We start from the raw sequence: 18,488 nt of genomic DNA, 5'->3' as shown, positions 1-18,488 counted from the left end.
CTTGTTGGGCACCATCATGGACTTACCCAGTAGTTACTCGAACCCTCGATTGTCTGATTACAACCTGACCGTCTGAATCCCCTATGGTGTGCGCCGCCGCTGGGGGTGGAGCGCGCCATGACTGAAGTAGAAGCCAAGAAGCCGCAAGAAAGCCTGCAAGATCGCCTCGCCCAGGTGGTCGAGCTATTGCATCGTCACAAGCTGGTCGAGGACCTCGCGCACCGCCAGGAAGGCGAGAATCGCGAGCGAGTCGAAAATCTCGTCCATCGCCAGAATCTGGCGGAGCTGCAGCGCAAGCTCGATGAGCTGCACTCGGCTGACGTCGCCCACATCCTCGAAGCGCTTCCCCTCGATGACCGCCTGACCGTCTGGCAGCTGGTCAAGGCCGAGCGCGACGGCGACATTCTCCTCGAAGTTTCCGACGCAGTTCGAGAAACGCTGATCGCCGACATGGACGATCACGAGATTCTCGCGGCCACCAAGGACATGGACGCCGACGAGCTGGCCGACCTTGCGCCAGAACTGCCGCGCGACGTTGTTCATGAGCTGATGGAATCGCTCGACGCCCAGCAGCGCGAACGCGTGCGTTCGGCCCTGTCCTACGAAGAGGACGAAGTCGGCGCGCTGATGGACTTCGAGATGGTCACCATCCGCGAAGACGTCACGCTTGAGGTGGTGCTGCGCTACCTGCGCCGCCTGAAAGAGTTGCCGGGGCATACCGACAAGCTATTCGTGGTCGACTACGACGGCATCCTCAAGGGTGTGCTACCAATCAAGCGCCTGCTGGTCAACGATCCGGACAAACAAGTCGCCGAAGTGATGGCCAGCGATCCGGTGAGCTTCCATCCCGACGAGAACGGCTATGACGCGGCGCAGGCATTCGAGCGCTACGACCTTATTTCCGCGCCGGTAGTGGACAAGAGCGGCAAGTTGATCGGTCGTCTGACCATCGACGAGATGGTCGACCTCATTCGTGAGGAGAGCGAAAGCGAAGTGCTGAGCATGGCGGGTCTGCGCGAGGAAGAAGACATCTTCGCCTCGGTATGGAAGTCGGTTCGCAACCGCTGGTCCTGGCTGGCCATCAACCTGGTGACGGCGTTCATCGCTTCCCGGGTGATCGGCGTGTTCGAAGGCTCCATCGAGAAGCTGGTGGCGCTCGCTGCACTCATGCCGATTGTGGCGGGTATTGGCGGAAACTCGGGCAACCAGACCATCACCATGATCGTGCGCGCCATCGCGCTGGATCAGGTGGGTACCGGCAATACCAGCCGGCTACTGCGCAAGGAACTCGGCGTTTCGCTGATCAACGGCCTGCTGTGGGGCGGGGTGATTGGTGGGGTCGCCTGGTGGCTGTATGGCAGCTGGTCGCTGGGTGCGGTGATGACCGGGGCGATGACCCTGAACCTGCTTCTCGCGGCATTGATGGGCGTGCTGATTCCCATGACCCTGCTGCGCACTGGGCGTGATCCGGCGATGGGCGCCAGTGTGATGATCACCGCCATGACCGACAGTGGCGGCTTCTTCATCTTCCTCGGATTGGCGACCTTGTTCCTACTATGAAGTAGGGCGCAATAAAAAAGCCGGTCGCGAGACCGGCTTTTTTATTGATGCTGCGTGCGGAGATCAGGCCTCTTCGGCGTTCATCTCGACGTCGTGGGCAATCAGAGAAATCAGAGCGTTCTGCTGACGGCGGGAAAGCTGGCGGAATCGCTGCAGCAGTTCGCGCTCATGCAGGGATAGCTCCGGGCGGTCGTGGTTCAGGCTCAGATCATCATCGAGGGCGCCTTCTTGCAGCATGCTTTGCTCAAGACGGGCGATGATTTCCGAGTTCATGCTGCGATGATGGTTGCGCGCGATATCAGCGATACGCTCGCGCATACCTTCAGGTAAGCGGACCACGAATTTGTCAGCCGTGCGGCTGGAGTAAATAGCCTGTTTCATAGGGCGCATACGTTAAACCGGTTAGTTCAAGGGAGCGATACTGGCATTAAGCAGCCAGATTGTCATTATTCGACAGTCTATGGCGCTGGCCGGTTCCACCGATGTCTCAATTTGTCGTCGGCACTGCACTCAGATATTTGACGCCAATTACGTGTCACATTTTGGCTGGTAAGCAGGCGTTTTGCCAGTACCGGATGTCTGAAATGCGTCGTACTGGGCAAAACACAGGTAATTCCGTATTTCGATAGCGGCGACAGCCCACTAAAGTCGTTTGCGGTTCTTCGAGGAAACCAAGCACTTCTATGGCCGGCAGACTGCTCTATCTCATGGGCGCCTCAGGTGTGGGCAAGGATAGCCTGTTGTTGGCGGCGCGCGATTTTCTACTGGCGCGTGGCTGCCATATCGTGCGGCGGGTGGTGACACGTTCCGGCGAGGCGGCGGGCGAGGATGCCATCGCCGTCAGTCATGCGCAGTTCGCCGAGATGGAGCAGCAGGGCGCGTTCGCCTTGAGCTGGCGCGCGCATGGCCTGGCCTACGGCATTCCGGCGGAGATCGACGGTTGGTTGGCGCAGGGCGACGATGTCGTGGTTAACGGCTCACGCGGCCACTGGGCCAAGGTGCGCCAGCGCTATCCAGATGCCTGCGGAATACTGCTGCAAGTCGCCCCGGACGAGTTGCGCCGTCGGCTGCTGGCGCGTGGGCGTGAGAGCGCAGCGGAAATCGAGAAGCGCCTGGCGCGCAACCGGCTGTTCGAAGCCGGATTCGATGATGTGCTGCGACTGGACAACTCCGGGCCGCTGGAGCAGACGGTACAGCGCCTGCTGGCGCTGCTCGCCGACCGCGGCATGACAAACGACGCTCCGCTCGCTAACATGCCGGCCGGTTCGCAATGAACCAAATGTCCCAGTAGCTCAATTGGATAGAGCATCCCCCTCCTAAGGGGAAGGTTGGAGGTTCGACCCCTCTCTGGGACACCAAGCTCCCCCTGTTTTTCACCGCTCCCCCGACAACTGCTTTGGTGCTCGACCCTGTGCGCTGGTCTTGCTGTGCGTGCTCGACGCGCAATCTGGCGTCCCTGCGCATGCGATCTGGCGCCCTAGAGCACCTGCGCGGAAACGCGCACGGCTACCCTGCGGACGACTGCAAGCGAGCCGCAGGTGCTCGCCTGGCCCCAATCCTTCGCAAGGTGAGTTGACGATGTCCAAGGCTGCGCTGACGCTCAAGTGGTTCGCTGTTTACCTGGCCCTGCTCGGGCTGATTCTGGTGCTGGTGCCCAACCTCCCGCTGCAGCTGATGGGCATGACACTGACGCACGAGGTGTGGATTCGCGTGGTCGGCGTGCTGGCGTTCAACATCGGCCTCTACTACTGGTTCGCGGCCGGCAGCGAGTCGCGCGCGTTCTTCCTCGCCACCGTGTATTCGCGAGCGCTGGTGTTGGCCGCCTTCGCCGGGTTCGTGGCGTTTCAGCTGGGCGAGCCGCTGCTGATCCTGTTCGGCGCCATCGATTGCCTGGGCGGGCTGTGGACGTTGCGCGCAGTGCGCCAGGACGACCAGACGCGCCTCGCCCTGGCGCGCTAAGCAGGGGTGTTTGGCGCCTCTGCGCATGGCAAATGGCGCCCGCCAGCAGGCCGGGCTTCCTGTGCCTGGCTAACCTGCCAGCCATTCAAATAACAACAGAGGTACAGCTGGCAATGAACAATGATCTGCTTGGACGGGTAATTGCGGTGACGGGCGCGTTCGGCAGCCTGGGGCGGGCGATTGCCGCCGCGGCACTGGCGCGCGGCGCGAGCGTGGTGATGCTCGATCGCGCCACAGCACCGACGGAAGCGCTACTGGATGCCCCGGAGCGCGTGCTGCTGCTAGGTGGAACCGACCTTACCGATGGTGACGCCACGCAGCGGGCCATGGCGCAGATCCACCGGCACTTCGGCCGCCTGGATAGCCTGGTCAATGCGGCCGGCGGCTTTCGCTGGGAAACCCTGGAGGAGGGCGACCTGCTGAGCTGGGACTTCCTCTACCAGATCAACCTGCGCACCACGGTGACTGCCTGCAAGGCGGCGTTGCCGGCGCTGCGCCAGTCGCCCGCCGGACGCATCGTCAACATCGGCGCGGCGGCTGCCAGCAAGGCGGGTTGCGGCATGGGTGCCTATGCCGCGTCCAAGGCCGGGGTCGCGCGCCTCACGGAAAGCCTCGCCGATGAACTGAAGGACGCTGGCATCACGGTGAATGCGGTGCTGCCGAGCATTCTCGATACGCCGCCCAATCGCCAGGACATGCCGGACGCCGACTTCAGCCGCTGGGTGACGCCGGCGGCCCTCGCCGCGGTGGTGATGTTCCTGCTCTCGGATGCGGCCAGCGCGGTGACTGGCGCCTGCCTGCCGGTGGTCGGGCGCGTCTGAGCGGAGCGGTGGCTGGTCAGTTTCGCGGCGGCTTTGTTAGATTCCGCGTAGACAAGAAAGGACCGGTTCAGGCCCTTCACCGAATTTGAGACCGCCCCGCAATGCACCCTGCCACCGTCAGTGCCGCCTTTATCTCGCATATCCTCGATGTCGCCGAACGGCACGGCTGCAACGCGGCGCAACTGTTGGCGGAGATCGGCCTGGACGCCGAGCAGCTCAGCGACCCGATCCGGCGGATTCCCATGCAGCGCATGCGCGAGCTGCTCGCCGCGGCCTGCCGCGCCAGCGGTATCGCGCATTTCGGCCTGCTGGTGGGCGCCGCGGTACGGCCGGGCAGTTACGGCGGGCTGGGCTACGTGACCATGACCAGCCCGACGATTCGCGACTCGATGTCGATGATCCGCCGCTTTGGCAAGATCGTCTTCGACAGCCCGTCGAGCCGCACCTTCATCACCGTGGCCGATGGCCTGGTGACCCTCGAAGATCGGCGCATCACCGACCTCGAGCCCTACTGCATCAGCCAGGTGGAACTGGTGCTGGCCGGTTGGACCGCCTACGGGCGCTGGCTGGCCGGCTTCGACGGGCCGCTGGTCGAGGTGTGGATGATGCACGCCGACCCTGGGACCGCCGAGGCGTGCGAGCGCTTCTTCGGCTGCCCGGTGCACTTCAACCAGCCGACCAATGCGGTGCGGTTTGCCGAGTCGATTCTCGATCTGCCGATTCAGGGCGCTGACCTGCGTGCGCACAAGAGCATGTTGCTCGAGGCGGAGCAGCAGCTGGGGCATTCCTACGCGCCGTTCTCCACCATCGGCCGGGTGCGTTCCTTTCTCATCGAGCAGTTGCCCGAAGGCGAGGTTTCCCTGGAGGCGGTGGCCAGCAAGCTGGCCATGTCGACCCGCACCCTGCAGCGCAAGCTGGCGGCCGAAGGAGAGAGCTTCTCCACGGTGCTGGATGCGGTGCGCATGGAGCTGGCCGACTACTACCTGCGTTCCACCGACCTGAGCATCATGAACATCGCGCTGACCCTGGGCTTCTCCCATTCCAGCGCGTTCAGCCACGCCTTCCGCCAGCTGCGCAGCGTTTCGCCGGCGGACTATCGCAAGGCCGAGCGCGACAAGCTCACCACCTGACACGCCAGATTGGCGCCATGCCGCACCAAGTGTGGCGCCAAACAGCACGCCGCCTGCGGCGGGGAAAAGTAGCCTCCTGACAACAAAAAGAGGAGCTGCTACATGCCCAATGCCATCGTCTACGCCATCCCCATTTTCATCCTGTTGCTATTGCTCGAACTGGCCTGGAGCGGATGGCGGCGTCGGCAGACCTTCGCCCTGAGCGACTCGCTGTCGAGCATCTCGCTCGGCCTCAGCGGCCAGGTGTTCAACGTCTTCGTCAAATTCCTCAACCTCGGTATCTACCTGCTGGCCTACGAGCACCTGGCGTTCTTCGACCTGTCGGCTTCGGTCTGGTGGGTGTGGGTGATCGGCCTGATGGGCTACGACTTCTGCTACTACTGGCACCACCGGATGGGCCACGAGGTGAACCTGATGTGGGCCTCCCACGTGGTTCACCACTCCAGCGAGGAGTTCAACTACTCGACGGCGATGCGCCAGACCAGCACCGGCTTCCTCACCAACTGGATGTTCTACTGGCCGTTGGCGCTGCTCGGCGTGCCGCCGAGCGTGTTCATCGTCAGCGGCGCGGTGGTGCTCGGCTACCAGTTCTGGATTCACACCCGCCACATCGGCCGGCTCGGCTGGTTCGACCACTGCTTCGCGTCGCCGTCCAACCATCGTGTGCATCACGGCCAGAACGAATACTGCGTGGACCGCAACTACGGTGGCGTGCTGATGCTCTGGGACCACCTGTTCGGCAGCTACGCCACCGAGCGACCGGAGCATGAGGAACCGATCATCTATGGCATCCACGGGCAGCTGAAGACCTTCGATCCCGTGCGCAGCAACCTGCACAAGTTCCAGGACCTGTGGCACGACTTCCGCCTCGCCGATACCTGGACGGATCGCCTGCGGGTGTGGGTCTCGCCGCCCGGCTGGCGGCCGCGCGCGGCGCTGGAGCGGGCGCCGAAGCCGGCCCACGACATCAGCAAGTTCCGCATCTATCGGCCGCAGATTTCGCCGGTTACCGCCGCCTATTGCACGCTGCAGATGCTCCTTGTGATGGTCTTCGGGCTGGGCTTCATCGGTTTCTCCTATGCCTGGCCGCTGGCCTGGAAGCTGCTTGGCGCCGTCTGGGTGTGGGGCTCGTTCTGGGTGCTGGGGCGGACCCTGGAAAACGGCCGCGGTGTGCGCGGCTGGCAGCTTGCCTGGCTGGCTTCGCTGGCGGTGCCGGCGTTCGTCGCCCATCAGCAGTGGGGCCTGCCGCTGACCTGGATGGTTGTGCCGGTGCTGGGCGTGGCGGCGGCGCTGCTGTTCCTGCTGCGCGACAGCGCGCGCCGTCAGCTCGCCTCGGAGGTCTGAGATGCCGCTGAACGTGCTCTGCGAACTGCTGCTCTGCACGGCCTGCCTATGGGCCGCGTACGGCGCGCTGCGCGCCAGCCAGACCTGGCGGCTGCTCGGTTTCCTGCTGATCGGCGCGGCGGCGCTGCTCGGCGCCGTGCACTACGCCGGCGTGGAACAGGTCGCCACCGCCCACCAGCAGCTTTCCGCAGTTTCCGGACGCCTGAGCCTGCTGTTGATCGCCCTCGGCGCGGTGCGTGGCGTGCGCCGTCAGGCGCTGGTGCTGGCCCTCGGCGCGCTGATGCTCGGCCTGCCCGAGCAGGCGGCGCTGTTCGGCAACCTGCTGGCGCTACTGGCGATCGGCTGGCCCGGTCGCTCGCAACGCTGGGCCCTGGCCTGCACCGGTTGCCTGCTGTTTCTCTGCGCCGGCCTGGCGGTCGGCACCCGGGGGGAGTGGCTGGGCATCGCGCGCCTGGATCTGTTCCACCTCACGCTGCTGGCTGCCGTGCTGTGCTGGTCGTTCGCCGGACTGTGCGGCACCCGCTGGGCCTGGCCCTGGCGGCCGCTGCCGGCCAACTGAACCCACGGCCCGGCGAGGAGGACGGGCCGTTTATTGCGTTACCGCTGCACCGAGTGCTTCCAGCCACCGGCCCCCTTTGCCGCATTGCGGCCCCCACTGCCCGGGGAGCGGGGCTGGGTTGGCTGGGCAATACCAACAATAAGAATTCGCTGTCGGAGTAACCCTCAATGCAACTCAACTTCCGCACGCCTGGCCTGCCAGCCCGGTCCGCGTTCGCCTGCCTCTTTCCGTTGATGATCGCCGCCCAGTCCGAGGCGGTCGAATTCAGCCTCGCTGACAACCAGATCACCGGCTCGCTGGACACCACCCTGTCGTACGGCCGGCTCTGGCGGGTGCAGTCCCAGGACGGCAGCAACAACGACGTCAACAGCAATGACGGCAACCGCAACTTCAGCCCGGGCCTGGTCTCGGAGGTCTACAAGATCACCTCGGACCTTGAGGCCACCTACCAGAACTACGGGGCCTTCGTGCGCGGCTCGGGGTTCTACGACACGCAGATCATGGACAAGCGCAACGACTACTACGACAACAACCAGCCGTTGCAGCCGAGCCAGAACTACCCGCAGAACGACCGCTTCACCCAAGGCACCCGCGACACCGCCGGGCACCACGCGGAGCTGCTCGATGCCTACCTGTACGGCAACTGGGATGTCGCCGAGCGGCCGCTGACCGTGCGCGTGGGCCGCCAGGTGTTCAACTGGGGCGAGGGGCTGTTCTACCGGGGCGGGGTCAACACCACCAACCCGGTCGACTCGGCGCGCTTTCGCCTGCCCGGCGCCGAGCTCAAGGAAGTCCTGCTGCCGGTCGAGGCACTGAACTTCAACATCGGCCTGACCGACAACCTGTCGATGGACGCCTTCTACCAGTGGAACTGGAAGGAAACCCGTCTCGACCCGGTGGGCACCTTCTTCTCGGAAACCGACCTGTTCGCCGAGGGCGGCAGCACCGGCTACACGCGGGTCGCAGGGTTCGCCAACCCGCAGTTCCAAACCCTCTACCCGCAGCTGTCGGCGACCCATTTCGCCGGTCTGCAGGGCACCCAGTACCTCGACCAGAGCGGCATGTTCAAGGTTTCCGACATCGGCCAGGACATCAACGCCCGCGACGATGGCCAGTTCGGCGTGGCGTTCCGCTACATCGCCGAGGAGCTGAACGCCACCGAGTTCGGCTTCTACTTCGTCAACTACCACAGCAAGGACCCGGTGATCTTCTCGGAGATTGCCTCCAGCTACGCCGGCCTGAACATCGACCAGCTCGCCGGCCTGGGCGGCGCGCCGAACTACGACGCGCTGGTGGCCGCCGCGCGGGGTGGCAACGCTGCGGCGGCGCAGGCGCTGGGCCTGGTGAACGGCGCGGCGGCGGTGGACCTGGCCAACCAGGTGACCGCGCGCCGCGAGTACGGCGAGGACATTCGCATGTACGGGCTGAGCTTCAACACCACGCTCGGCGATGCCTCGGTGTTCGGTGAGCTGGCCTACCGGCCGAACCTGCCGATCGGCGTCGCCACCACCAACGACCTGCTCGGCGACATGCTCGCCCAGGCCGCGGCGTTGGCCGGTGGCCGGCCAGTCCTGATCGGTGGCCAGCAGGTCTCGCTGGGCGGCCAGATCCACGACTACGAGCGGGTCGAGGCGTACAACAGCTCGCTGGGCACGCTGTACAACTTCGGCCCTCGGCTGTCCTTCGACGCCCTGATGGGGGTGGCCGAACTGGCTTCCGAGCACGTGCGCGGCAGCAGCCTGACCTACACCGTCTATGACGGCTCGGTACGCCACTACGCGGGCCGCTCCAACGGCGCCTACGTGTCCGGCTTCGACCGCAGCGATCAGCTGACCCGCGATGCCTACGGCTACACGCTGCTGCTCAGCGGTACCTGGAACGACGTGTTCGCCGGGGTCAACCTGTCGCCGTACGGGGTCTACAAGGAAGACTTCTCCGGCAACTCGCACCAGTCGGGCAACTTCATCGCCGGGCGCCGCGCCTACACCGTGGGCCTCAAGGCCAGCTACCTGAACAGCCTGGAAGCCGAGTTGCAGTACACCGAGTTCTCCGGCGCGGGACAGGAAAACGCCGCCCGCGACCGCGACAACATCGGTTTCAACGTCAAGTACTCCTTCTAATGCCTGCGCGCCGGCCCGCCCGTTGCGCGGCCGGCGCCCGATTGTCCCGGAGAGTTTCCATGCGCAACTTGCGATCGCTTGTCGGCCTGACCGTGGCCCTGACCCTCACCTGTGGCCATGCCCTGGCCGCTGTCTCCGCCCAGGAGGCCGCCCGCCTGCAGAGCGAACTGACCCCGCTGGGCGGTGAACGCGCCGGCAACGCCGCCGGCAGCATTCCCGCCTGGAGCGGCGGCATCACCCAGCCGCCGGCCGGCTACCGGCCGGGCTTGCACCACGTCGATCCGTTCGCCGCGGACCAGCCGCTGTTCACCATCACCAAGGCCAATCTCGAGCAGTACAAGGCCAATCTCACGCCCGGGCAGATCGCCCTGTTCAACAATTACCCGGACAGCTACCAGATGCCGGTCTACCCCAGCCGGCGCAGCGCCTCGGCGCCGCAGTGGGTGTACGACAACACCGCGAAGAACGCGGTCAGCGCCAAGCTGGTGGAGGGCGGCAACGGCTTCGCCGACGCCTACGGCGGCATTCCCTTCCCGATTCCGCAGAGCGGCGTGGAGGCGGTGTGGAACCACATCGCCCGCTACCGCGGCACCTTCATCGTGAGGCGCGCCGCCGAGGCCGCGGTGCAGCGCAACGGCGATTACTCGCTGGTGGTGGCGCAGCAGGAGGCGCTGTTCAAGTTCTACCGCCAGGGCGGCAGCGCCGCCGAACTGGGCAACGTGCTGTTCTACTTCATGAACCTGACCCGCAGCCCGGCGCGCCTGGCCGGTGGCGCGGCGCTGGTCCACGAGACCCTCGACCAGGTGCAGCAGCCGCGTCAGGCCTGGGCCTACAACGCCGGACAACGCCGGGTGCGTCGCGCGCCGAGCTTGGCCTACGACACGCCGATCGCCTCGTCCGATGGCCTGCGCACGGCCGACGACACCGACATGTACAACGGCGCGCCGGATCGCTACGACTGGAAGCTGCTCGGCAAGCGCGAGGTGTACATCCCCTACAACAGCTACAAGCTGTCCAGCGGCGAGTTGACCTACAAACAGCTGCTCACCCCGAACCACCTCAACCCGGCGTTCACCCGCTACGAGCTGCACCGCGTCTGGGTGGTGGAGGGCACGCTGAAGGCCAGCGCGCGGCACATCTATTCCAAGCGCACGCTGTTCCTCGACGAGGACAGCTGGGGCGCCGCCGAAGTCGATCAGTACGACGGCCGCGGCGAGCTGTGGCGGGTGTCGCTGGCCTACCTGAAGAACTACTACGAGCTGCCGACCACCTGGACTTCGCTCGATGTGTTCCACGACCTGCAGGCGCGTCGCTACGACGTGATGAACCTCGACAACGAGGAAGCCACCAGCATCGACTTCGCCCAGCCGTTGCCGGACAACGACTACTTCAGCCCCTCCGCACTGCGCCGCCGCGGCACCCGCTGAGGCCGCGCACAGCCAGGCCGGTGCTTCGCGTCAGTCGACAAGAATCACCGGCGGTTTGTTGGCGTCCTTGAGCAGGAACACCAGGAACTTGGCCGGCTTCTCCTGGCTGGCGTTGCGGCCCACCGTGTGCAGGTCCTGCGGGCCTTCGTGGAAGCTCTGTCCGGGCGTCAGGGTGACCTCCTTGCCGCCGGCCACGCCCATCACGATGGTGCCCTCGAGCACATAGATGAAGCCATGCGCATCGTGGCGATGCACGGGGTCGGCGCCGCCGGGCGGGTACTCCACGGTGATCATTAGTACTTCCTTGCCGGGGTATTCGGGCAACGCCTGGACCATCACCGGCGTCACCGTCGGTGGTGGGGCGGCGGGCGGCTTGTCCGCGGCCAGGGCGGCCGCGCTGCTCAACAGGCCAAGCGAGACGAACAGGGGAGCGATGTGCATGGGGCAGTCCTCAACGGGAGTTCGCGGTAGCCAATCGGCGGCGCCGCGCGGCCGTCAGCGGTCGCTGGCAACGGCGTGCGGCGGCGGGTCAGCGCGGCGGCGCGGCGTTCTTCAGCCAGGTCGCGAAGTGCGTCGCGCCGAGGGTCGGATCGTCGCCGGGAGTCAGTGAGCGATCGTCGATGACCGCACCGAAGTAGCCGGCCTGCGGATCGCCGATCACCTCGCGTGGGTCGCCGTTGTGCTGCAGGTAGGTTCTGGCGAACTCGACCAGCGGCTGGCGATCGGGGCCGGCGACTTCGGTGATGCGATTGTGCGGGTCCTGCTCGGCGACCTTGGCCAGGGCCGCAGCGACGTCGGCCGAGGCGATCGGCTGCAGCGCCGCCGTCGACAGGCGGATGCGTTCGCCGTCGGCGCCGGATTGCGCGATGGCGCCGATGAACTCGAAGAACTGCGTGGCGCGCAGGATCGAGTAGGGCACGCCGGAGGACTTGATCAGCTTCTCCTGGGCCATCTTGGCGCGGAAGTAGCCGCTTTCCAGCATCCGCTCGGTGCCGACTACCGAGAGCGCGACGTGATGGCTGACCCCGGCGGCTTTCTCCGCGGCGGCCAGGTTGCGCCCGGCGCTCTCGAAGAAGGCCAGGGCGGCGGCGTCTTCGAACGACGGCGAGTTGGCGACGTCGACCACCACCTGGGCGCCCTGCAGCGCCTCCTGCAGTCCTTCGCCGGTGACCGCGTTGACCCCGGTGTTCGGCGAGGCGGCGATCACCTCGTGGCCGCGCAAGCGCAGGTTGTTGCACACCTGGGTACCGATCAGCCCGGTACCGCCAATCACGACAATCTTCATGGAAAAACCTCCACGTGCAGGGTGCACCGCGAGGTGCACCTGTCGGTTGGTGACGAGCGACCGGCCACGCCGGCCTAAACTCGCGGATGGCTGCGGCAGATTGGGCACTGCCGCTGCGCAGGACTGTCACGTTAGGTCCGGCGCCCACTGCGGCCAAGGACATAGATCGTGGGATTTCCGCCATGCACCGTCATATCGGTTTTCTGGTCTACCCAGGCTTCGTGCTGCTGGATCTGAGCGGGCCGCTCGAGGCGTTTTCCAACGTCCGCCACTACTCAACCGGTGGTTATCGGCTCAGCGTCGTCTCGATGACCGGCGGCGAGGTGCGCAGCGCCTGCGGGCTGTCGGTGATCACCGAGGTGTTGCGCGCCGAGGCGTTCGACACCCTGCTGGTGGTCGGTGCCCCCGAGCCGCCGGAGGGCGCCTGGGTGATGGAGCTGGCCACGGCGATCCGCCGCCTGGTCGGCGACACCCGGCGCACCGCCAGCGTGTGCACCGGCGCCTTTCTGCTGGCGGCCAGCGGCCTGCTCGACGGCCGCACGGCGACCACCCACTGGTACTACGCGGCGCAGTTGCAGGCGCGCTACCCGGCGGTGCGTGTCGATGGCGACCGGATGTGGAGCGAGGACCAGGGCATCTGGACCTCGGCAGGCATGTCCGCCGGCATCGACATGAGCCTGGCGATGATCGAGCAGGACCTCGGCAAGCAGGTGGCGCTGGCGGTGGCGCGCATGCTGGTGGTGTATTACCGGCGCCCGGGCGGGCAGTACCAGTTCTCCTCGCTGCTGGATTGCGACCCGGGCTCGGATCGCATCCGCAGCACCCTGAGCTTCGCCCGCGAGCACCTGCGCGACAAACTGTCGGTTGAGCGCCTGGCCGAAGTGGCCAACCTCAGCGTGCGCCAGTTCGGCCGCGCGTTCGCCTCGTCGACCGGGATGACCCCTGCGCGCGCGGTCGAGCGCCTACGCGTGGAGGCGGCGCGCCCGCAGATCGAGGGCGGCCGGCAGACGTTCGAGGAGATCGCCCGGCTGAACGGCTTCATCGATGCCGGACGCATGTGCCAGAGCTTCCTGCGGGTGATCGGCCGGACGCCGCAGGAACTGCGCCGCGGCGCCCGTGAGGTGGACGCGCTGCCGCTCCCGGCGCGGCTGGAGCCGGCGCCGCGCGCCCCGTATCGCAAAGCGGGGCGCTGAGCGCGCTCAGATATGCAGGGCGTGCCCCAGCGCGCGCAGGGCGGTTTCCTGCACCGCTTCGCCGAGGGTCGGGTGGGCGTGGATGGTGCCGGCGATGTCTTCCAGGCAGGCATTCATCTCCAGCGACTGGACGAACGCCGTGGACAGCTCCGAGACCGCCTTGCCCACCGCCTGCCAGCCGAGGATCAGGTGGTTGTCGCGGCGCGCCACCACGCGGACGAAGCCGTCGCTGGACTCCAGAGTCATCGCCCGGCCGTTGGCGGCGAACGGGAAGCTCGCCACGATGCAGTCCAGCCCGGCGGCCTTGGCCTGTTCCGGGGTCTGGCCGACCACCACCACTTCCGGGTCGGTGAAGCACACCGCGGGGATCGCCGTCGGCGCGAATTCGCGGCGCTTGCCGGCGATCAGTTCGGCGACCATCTCGCCCTGGGCCATGGCGCGGTGCGCCAGCATCGGTTCTCCGGCCAGGTCGCCTATCGCCCAGACGTTGCGCATCGAGGTACGGCACTGCGCGTCGACCTTCACCGCGCGGCCGTGCATGTCCAGGTGCAGGGCTTCCATGTTCCAGCCGCTGGCATTGGGGTGGCGGCCGACGGCGAGCAGCACCTGGTCGGTCTCGATCACCCGCTGCGCGCCTTGGTCGTCGCGTACGCGCAGGCCGTGGCCGCCCGGTTCCAGGCCCATCACGCTATGGCCGAGGTAGAGCTCGATGCCCAGTTTGCGCAGCGCGGCGGCGACCGGCTTGGTCAGCTCCTCGTCGTAGCTGGGCAGGATGCGCGGCTGCGCTTCCACCACCGTGACCTCGACGCCCAGCTTGCGGTAGGCGGTGCCGAGCTCCAAGCCGATGTAGCCGCCACCGACCACCGCCAGGCGCTTGGGCAGCGACTTGGGCGCCAGCGCCTCGGTGGAGGAGATGACGTTGCCGCCGACCGGCAGGAACGGCAGCTCCACCGACTTCGAACCGGTGGCCAGCAGCATGTGTTCGCAGTGGATCTGCTGCGTGCCGCCCGCGGCGAGATCGACTTCCACGGTCTTGCCGTCGACGATCTTCGCCCAGCCCTCCACCACGCTGACGCCGTGCTTCTTCAGCAGCGCGGCGACGCCGGTGGTCAGGCGGTCGACAATGCCGTCCTTCCATTCCACGGTGCGCTGGATGTCGATGCTCGGCGCCTGCACGCTGATGCCCAGCGCCGAGTGGCCGGCGAATTCGCGGGCCTTGAGGTATTCCTCGGCGGCGTGGATCAGTGCCTTGGACGGGATGCAGCCGATGTTCAGGCAGGTGCCGCCGAGGGCGGCGCCTTCCACCAGCACGGTGCGGATGCCGAGCTGGCCGGCGCGGATCGCGGCGACGTAGCCGCCGGGGCCGCCGCCGACGATCAGTAGCGTGGTTTCAGTGACGTGAGCCATCGACGCTTACTCCAGGAACAAGGTGGCGGGGTGTTCGAGCAGGCCGCGCACGGCCTGGATGAAGGCTGCCGCGTCCATGCCGTCGACCACCCGGTGATCGAAGGAGGAGGACAGGTTCATCATCTTGCGCACCACGATCTGGCCATTGACCACCATAGGCCGCTCGACCATGCGGTTGACCCCGACGATCGCCACTTCCGGGTGGTTGATCACCGGCGTGCTGGCGATGCCGCCCAGCGCGCCGAGGCTGCTCAGGGTGATGGTCGAGCCGGACAGCTCCTCGCGGCTGGCCTTGCCACTGCGCGCGGCCTCGGCCAGGCGCGCCACTTCCGCGGAATTGCCCCATAGGTCGCGGGATTCGGCGTTGCGCAGCACCGGCACCATCAGGCCGTTGTCGCTCTGCGTGGCGACGCCCAGGTGTACCGCGCCGTAGCGGGTGACCACGTCGGCCTCGTCGTCGTAGCGGGCGTTGAGCTGCGGGAACTCGCGCAGGGCGACCACCATCGCGCGGGCAATGAAGGGCAGCAGGGTCAGCTTGCCGCGCGCCGCGCCGTACTTGGCGTTGAGGTGCTGGCGCAGGGCCTCGAGGTCGGTGACGTCGATTTCCTCGACATAGCTGAAGTGCGGAATGCGCCGCTTGGCCTCGGCCATCTTCTGCGCGATCTTGCGGCGCAGGCCGATCACCGGAATCTTCTGCTCGTCGTGGCGCGCGGCGTAGCCGGAGGCCACGGTGGCGCCGCCGTGGGTCAGGTAGTGCTCCAGGTCGTCGGGGAGGATGCGCCCGGCGGGGCCGCTGCCCTGCACGAACTGCAGCTCGACGCCCAGGTCGCGGGCGCGCTGGCGGATCGCCGGGGAGGCCAGCGGCTTTTCTCCCGGCGCACGGCGCACCGCCGGCGTCGCCGCCGGGCGGGCTGCCGGGGCGACCACCTTGAGTTCGACGCGGGGCTGCTCGGGCTTGGTTGGTTGCGGGGCGGCTTGCGCGGCGGTTGCGGGCTTGGCTGCCGGCTGGGCCGGCGCGGCCTCCTCGGCCTGCGTCGGCGCGGCTTCCTTGAGGTTGCCCTGGCCTGCCACTTCCAGGCGGATCAGTTCACCGCCGACCGCCAGCACCTGGCCTGGCACCCCGCCCAAGGCGAGGATCTTGCCGGCCACCGGCGAGGGGATTTCGACCGTGGCTTTGTCGGTCATGACTTCGGCCAGCACCTGGTCCTCATGCACCTCGTCGCCGACCTGCACGTGCCACTCCACCAGCTCGACTTCGGCGATGCCTTCGCCGATATCCGGCATCTTGATGACGTGAATGCCCATTCAGACCTCCATGGCACGCTTGAATGCGGCGCCGACGCGCGCCGGCCCGGGGAAGTAGTCCCATTCCTGAGCGTGCGGGTAGGGGGTGTCCCAGCCGGTCACGCGCGCGATGGGCGATTCGAGGTGGTGGAAGCAGTTCTCCTGGACCAGCGACATCAGCTCGGCGCCGTAGCCGCAGGTGCGGGTGGCCTCGTGAACGATGACGCAGCGGCCGGTCTTCTTCACCGACGCGACGATGGTGTCCAGGTCCAGCGGCCAGAGGCTGCGTAGGTCGATGATCTCGGCGTCGATACCGGTCTCCGCGGCCGCGGTCTGCGCCACGTAGACGGTGGTGCCGTAGGTCAGCACGGTGAGTTCGCTGCCTTCGCGGGCGATCACCGCCTTGTCCAGCGGCACGCTGTAGTAGCCATCCGGCACCTGGCTGGCCGGGTGCTTGGACCAGGGCGTCACCGGGCGGTCGTGGTGGCCGTCGAACGGGCCGTTATACAGGCGCTTCGGTTCGAGGAAGATCACCGGGTCGTCGTTCTCGATGCAGGCGATCAGCAGGCCCTTGGCGTCGTAGGGGTTGGACGGCATCACCGTGCGCAGGCCGCAGACCTGGGTGAACATCGCCTCCGGGCTCTGGCTGTGCGTCTGCCCGCCGTAGATGCCGCCACCGCAGGGCATGCGCACCACCATCGGCACGATGAAGTCGTTCACCGAGCGGTAGCGGATGCGCGCGGCCTCGGAGACCAGCTGGTCGGTGGCCGGGTAGACGTAGTCGGCGAACTGGATTTCCACCACCGGGCGCAGGCCGTAGGCGCCCATGCCGACGGCGGCACCGATGATGCCGCTCTCCGAGATCGGCGCGTCGAACACCCGCGAGCTGCCGTACTTCTTCTGCAGGCCCTCGGTGCAGCGGAACACGCCGCCGAAGTAGCCGACGTCCTGGCCGAACACCACGACGTTGTCGTCGCGCTCGAGCATGACGTCCATCGCCGAGCGCAGCGCCTGGATCATGGTCATGCTGGTTACTGCCTGGGCGTTTTCCGTTTGCGGGTTCATGGCATTCATACCCCGAGCTCCTGACGCTGCCGGCGCAGATGCTCCGGCAGGTCCTTGTAGACGTCCTCGAACATGCTGGCGGCGCTGAACACGTGGCCGTCGACCAGCGAACCGTGGCGTTCGGCTTCCTTCTGCGCGGCGATCACTTCCGCCTCCAGTTCCTTGTGCAGCGCCTCGTGCTGCTCCTCCGACCAGATGCCGAGGGCGACCATGTGCTGCTTCAGGCGGGCGATCGGGTCGCCGAGCGGAAAGTTGGTGTAGTCGTCGGCCGGGCGGTATTTCGACGGATCGTCGGAGGTGGAGTGTGGGCCGGCGCGGTAGGTGACCCATTCGATCAGGCTCGGGCCGAGGTTGCGCCGCGCGCGTTCGGCGGCCCATTGCGAGGCGGCGAACACGGCGAGGAAGTCGTTGCCGTCGACGCGCAGCGAGGCGATGCCGCAGCCGACGCCACGGTTGGCGAAGGTGGTGCCTTCACCGCCGGCAATGGCCTGGAAGGTGGAGATCGCCCACTGGTTGTTGACGACGTTGAGGATCACCGGCGCGCGGTAGACGTGGGCGAAGGTCAGGGCGGTGTGGAAGTCCGCTTCCGCGGTGGCGCCGTCGCCGATCCACGCCGAGGCGATCTTGGTATCGCCCTTGATCGCCGAGGCCATGCCCCAGCCGACCGCCTGGATGAACTGGGTGGCGAGGTTGCCGGAAATCGAGAAGAACCCGTACTCGCGGCTGGAATACATGATCGGCAGCTGGCGGCCCTTGAGCGGGTCGGCCTCGTTGGAGAGCAGCTGGCAGATCATGTCCTTCAGCGGGTAGTTGCGCGTGATCAGGATGCCCTGCTGGCGATAGGTCGGGAAACACATGTCGCCGTCCTTCAGCGCCATGGTGTGGGCGGTGGCGATGGCCTCTTCGCCCAGGCACTGCATGTAGAAGGACATCTTCTTCTGCCGCTGCGCGGTGGTCATGCGCGCGTCGAAGATGCGCGTCTTGAGCATGGCGCGCAGGCCGGTTTCCAGCTGCTCGTGGCTCAGCTGCGGGTTCCAGTCGCCGCATGCCTGGCCGTCGTCGTCGAGCACCCGCACCAGGCTGTAGGCGAGGTCGCTGGTCTGCGCCGGCTCCACGTCGATGGCCGGCTTGCGCACGGTGCCGGCGGGAGACAGGTGCAGGTAGGAGAAATCGGTCTTGCAGCCAGGACGCCCGGTGGGTTCCGGGACGTGCAAGCGCAGCGGAGCGTAATCGGTCATGGCGTGCCTCCGGCCTTTGCGGCCCAAGGAAGGGGTCGGAAAGGGCTCAGCGAACAGGCGCGGCGGCGAACGGACTGGGCGGGTGCAACCCGGGTT

General features: G+C 66.7%; 17 protein-coding genes and 1 tRNA gene. 11 read left to right on the top strand and 7 right to left on the bottom strand.

Annotation, left to right across the window (positions count from 1 at the left end; all coding sequences use genetic code 11):
• Positions 1 to 117: 117 nt before the first annotated feature.
• The gene (gene mgtE, locus JQX08_RS02735; RefSeq protein WP_204914540.1) at positions 118 to 1,560 is read left to right on the top strand and encodes a magnesium transporter; all 1,443 of its coding nucleotides are present in this window, start codon (positions 118 to 120) and stop codon (positions 1,558 to 1,560) included.
• Positions 1,561 to 1,623: 63 nt separating this feature from the next.
• Here mgtE and JQX08_RS02730 read toward each other — a convergent pair whose 3' ends face one another.
• Positions 1,624 to 1,950, bottom strand: a complete 327-nt coding sequence (locus JQX08_RS02730; protein WP_204914539.1) for an Arc family DNA-binding protein — start codon at positions 1,948 to 1,950, stop codon at positions 1,624 to 1,626.
• A gap of 293 nt (positions 1,951 to 2,243) precedes the next feature.
• Here JQX08_RS02730 and phnN point away from each other — a divergent pair, with 293 nt between their 5' ends.
• From phnN to JQX08_RS02685, 9 genes are all read left to right on the top strand, one after another.
• Positions 2,244 to 2,834 (top strand): phosphonate metabolism protein/1,5-bisphosphokinase (PRPP-forming) PhnN, encoded by a 591-nt coding sequence (phnN, locus tag JQX08_RS02725; RefSeq protein WP_204914538.1) that lies wholly within the window; start codon positions 2,244 to 2,246, stop codon positions 2,832 to 2,834.
• Positions 2,835 to 2,841: 7 nt separating this feature from the next.
• A tRNA-Arg gene (locus tag JQX08_RS02720) sits at positions 2,842 to 2,918 on the top strand.
• Between the two features lie 220 nt (positions 2,919 to 3,138).
• Complete coding sequence (locus JQX08_RS02715) at positions 3,139 to 3,519, top strand: hypothetical protein (RefSeq protein WP_204914537.1); 381 nt, start codon at positions 3,139 to 3,141, stop codon at positions 3,517 to 3,519.
• Between the two features lie 113 nt (positions 3,520 to 3,632).
• Positions 3,633 to 4,340 carry an SDR family NAD(P)-dependent oxidoreductase gene (locus JQX08_RS02710; protein WP_204914536.1) on the top strand — a complete coding sequence of 236 codons (708 nt, stop codon included), beginning with the start codon at positions 3,633 to 3,635 and terminating at the stop codon, positions 4,338 to 4,340.
• A gap of 101 nt (positions 4,341 to 4,441) precedes the next feature.
• Positions 4,442 to 5,470, top strand: coding sequence for an AraC family transcriptional regulator (locus tag JQX08_RS02705; RefSeq protein ID WP_204914534.1), 1,029 nt, complete (start codon positions 4,442 to 4,444; stop codon positions 5,468 to 5,470).
• Between the two features lie 102 nt (positions 5,471 to 5,572).
• Positions 5,573 to 6,814, top strand: a complete 1,242-nt coding sequence (locus JQX08_RS02700; RefSeq protein WP_204914532.1) for a sterol desaturase family protein — start codon at positions 5,573 to 5,575, stop codon at positions 6,812 to 6,814.
• Between the two features lies 1 nt (position 6,815).
• The gene (locus JQX08_RS02695) at positions 6,816 to 7,373 is read left to right on the top strand and encodes a hypothetical protein (protein ID WP_204914530.1); all 558 of its coding nucleotides are present in this window, start codon (positions 6,816 to 6,818) and stop codon (positions 7,371 to 7,373) included.
• 167 nt (positions 7,374 to 7,540) lie between these two features.
• Entirely contained in the window at positions 7,541 to 9,493 is a 1,953-nt protein-coding gene (locus tag JQX08_RS02690; protein WP_204914528.1) for a DUF1302 domain-containing protein, read from the top strand.
• 59 nt (positions 9,494 to 9,552) lie between these two features.
• On the top strand, positions 9,553 to 10,920 hold the full coding sequence (locus JQX08_RS02685) for a DUF1329 domain-containing protein (protein WP_204914526.1): 1,368 nt from the start codon (positions 9,553 to 9,555) through the stop codon (positions 10,918 to 10,920).
• Positions 10,921 to 10,950: 30 nt separating this feature from the next.
• On the opposite strand, the gene JQX08_RS02680 is transcribed toward JQX08_RS02685, so the two are convergent.
• Together JQX08_RS02680 and JQX08_RS02675 are read right to left on the bottom strand one after the other, a co-directional pair.
• Positions 10,951 to 11,361, bottom strand: a complete 411-nt coding sequence (locus tag JQX08_RS02680) for a cupin domain-containing protein (protein ID WP_204914524.1) — start codon at positions 11,359 to 11,361, stop codon at positions 10,951 to 10,953.
• A gap of 88 nt (positions 11,362 to 11,449) precedes the next feature.
• The gene (locus JQX08_RS02675; protein ID WP_204914522.1) at positions 11,450 to 12,205 is read right to left on the bottom strand and encodes an SDR family oxidoreductase; all 756 of its coding nucleotides are present in this window, start codon (positions 12,203 to 12,205) and stop codon (positions 11,450 to 11,452) included.
• Positions 12,206 to 12,387: 182 nt separating this feature from the next.
• Here JQX08_RS02675 and JQX08_RS02670 point away from each other — a divergent pair, with 182 nt between their 5' ends.
• Positions 12,388 to 13,398: a GlxA family transcriptional regulator gene (locus JQX08_RS02670; RefSeq protein ID WP_204914520.1), complete on the top strand. Its 1,011-nt coding sequence runs from the start codon at positions 12,388 to 12,390 to the stop codon at positions 13,396 to 13,398.
• A gap of 6 nt (positions 13,399 to 13,404) precedes the next feature.
• On the opposite strand, the gene lpdA is transcribed toward JQX08_RS02670, so the two are convergent.
• Genes lpdA through JQX08_RS02650 form a run of 4 tightly spaced genes read right to left on the bottom strand, consistent with a single transcriptional unit; the run spans position 13,405 to position 18,392 of the window.
• On the bottom strand, positions 13,405 to 14,805 hold the full coding sequence (gene lpdA, locus JQX08_RS02665; protein ID WP_204914518.1) for a dihydrolipoyl dehydrogenase: 1,401 nt from the start codon (positions 14,803 to 14,805) through the stop codon (positions 13,405 to 13,407).
• Between the two features lie 6 nt (positions 14,806 to 14,811).
• A complete protein-coding gene (locus tag JQX08_RS02660) occupies positions 14,812 to 16,110 on the bottom strand; it encodes a dihydrolipoamide acetyltransferase family protein (protein WP_204914515.1) in 1,299 nt (432 codons plus the stop codon).
• Positions 16,111 to 17,163 (bottom strand): alpha-ketoacid dehydrogenase subunit beta, encoded by a 1,053-nt coding sequence (locus JQX08_RS02655; RefSeq protein ID WP_204914514.1) that lies wholly within the window; start codon positions 17,161 to 17,163, stop codon positions 16,111 to 16,113.
• On the bottom strand, positions 17,160 to 18,392 hold the full coding sequence (locus JQX08_RS02650) for a 3-methyl-2-oxobutanoate dehydrogenase (2-methylpropanoyl-transferring) subunit alpha (RefSeq protein WP_204914511.1): 1,233 nt from the start codon (positions 18,390 to 18,392) through the stop codon (positions 17,160 to 17,162). Before JQX08_RS02650 ends, JQX08_RS02655 begins: the two co-directional genes overlap by 4 nt.
• Positions 18,393 to 18,488: the final 96 nt, after the last annotated feature.

Source organism: Zestomonas insulae (assembly GCF_016901015.1).
Classification (GTDB): domain Bacteria; phylum Pseudomonadota; class Gammaproteobacteria; order Pseudomonadales; family Pseudomonadaceae; genus Aquipseudomonas; species Aquipseudomonas insulae.
The sequence above is the reverse complement of the archived record's forward strand: the minus strand, read 5'-3'. Positions and strand labels throughout refer to the sequence as shown.